Genomic DNA, 842 nt, shown 5'->3' with positions numbered 1-842 from the left:
CGCCCGCCCTTGGGCTTGGGCTGCTCGGGCGGCAACAGCGGCTCAATCGCCGCCCAGAGATCATCAGAAACCAAAGGCTTCGCCATGCCCACAGAAACGCATCATACCGGGTTTAGTTAGGCGCTCTAAGCCGAAGGAGGTGGGCGGACATGTGCACTTCCTGGTGCTCCGCCGAGAAGCAAAAGGCGAGCCGCACAGCATGATCGGCTCGGGAAGCGAGGAGAACGTGCGCGACGCCATGAAGGCCGCTGCGCGCATGGTCGAGCGATATCGGACGACATGAGAGCTACGCCCCGGCGACAGGGATTGGTTTCTCTCTTCCGGAAAGGGAAAGAGAGACGTCGATGGAGGATCTTCGCATCATCCAGGCTCTTGCTCCTGACGTAACGCGGAAGTAGTGGCCGGGGACATTGCCACGTTGCCGACTTGTAGCGACGGCGACGCAGCTTAAGAGGCGGTTTCCACTACTACTCTGAGTTGAGGGCGACTGCTGGGGCGGTTCCCTGGTGCGGCTCCCATCTTTGCTGTTTGGCAGGGATATCAGTGTTGGACAGCAGGATCCTGGGCCTGATCGCGACGGTGATCGAGTGCTGCGAAGGGTGCCGTGTGTGGATCGGCATGGAATAGGAACCCTGTTGGAGGGGTGATCGGCGTCCAAACGGGACCCCACTGACGGCGGGGTTCACAGTGGTTTCCGGGATGATCGGGAGCCAGTGCTGGGATGCTGGTCGTGGAGACAGTGGCAAAGATCCGGCGCCTGCACCGGGTGCAGGGCAAGTCGATCAAGGCGATCTGTCGTGAGCTCGGGATTTCGCGAAAGGTGGTCCGGAAGGTTCTGCGGT

At 61.2% G+C, this 842-nt stretch carries 1 protein-coding gene and 2 pseudogenes; 2 read left to right on the top strand and 1 reads right to left on the bottom strand.

Annotated elements, in window-relative coordinates; all coding sequences use genetic code 11:
* Window positions 1-86: pseudogene (locus ROTAS13_RS26845) on the bottom strand (IS5/IS1182 family transposase); the annotation flags it as partial.
* Between the two features lie 65 nt (window positions 87-151).
* Here ROTAS13_RS26845 and ROTAS13_RS28455 point away from each other — a divergent pair.
* Together ROTAS13_RS28455 and ROTAS13_RS28380 are read left to right on the top strand one after the other, a co-directional pair.
* Window positions 152-283: a hypothetical protein gene (locus tag ROTAS13_RS28455; protein WP_256371413.1), complete on the top strand. Its 132-nt coding sequence runs from the start codon at window positions 152-154 to the stop codon at window positions 281-283.
* Between the two features lie 438 nt (window positions 284-721).
* Window positions 722-842: pseudogene (locus ROTAS13_RS28380) on the top strand (helix-turn-helix domain-containing protein); the annotation flags it as partial.

This window comes from Roseomonas sp. TAS13, assembly GCF_001950415.1.
Taxonomy (GTDB): Bacteria; Pseudomonadota; Alphaproteobacteria; order Acetobacterales; family Acetobacteraceae; genus Roseomonas; species Roseomonas mucosa.
This window is presented reverse-complemented; position numbering and strand designations above follow the sequence as displayed.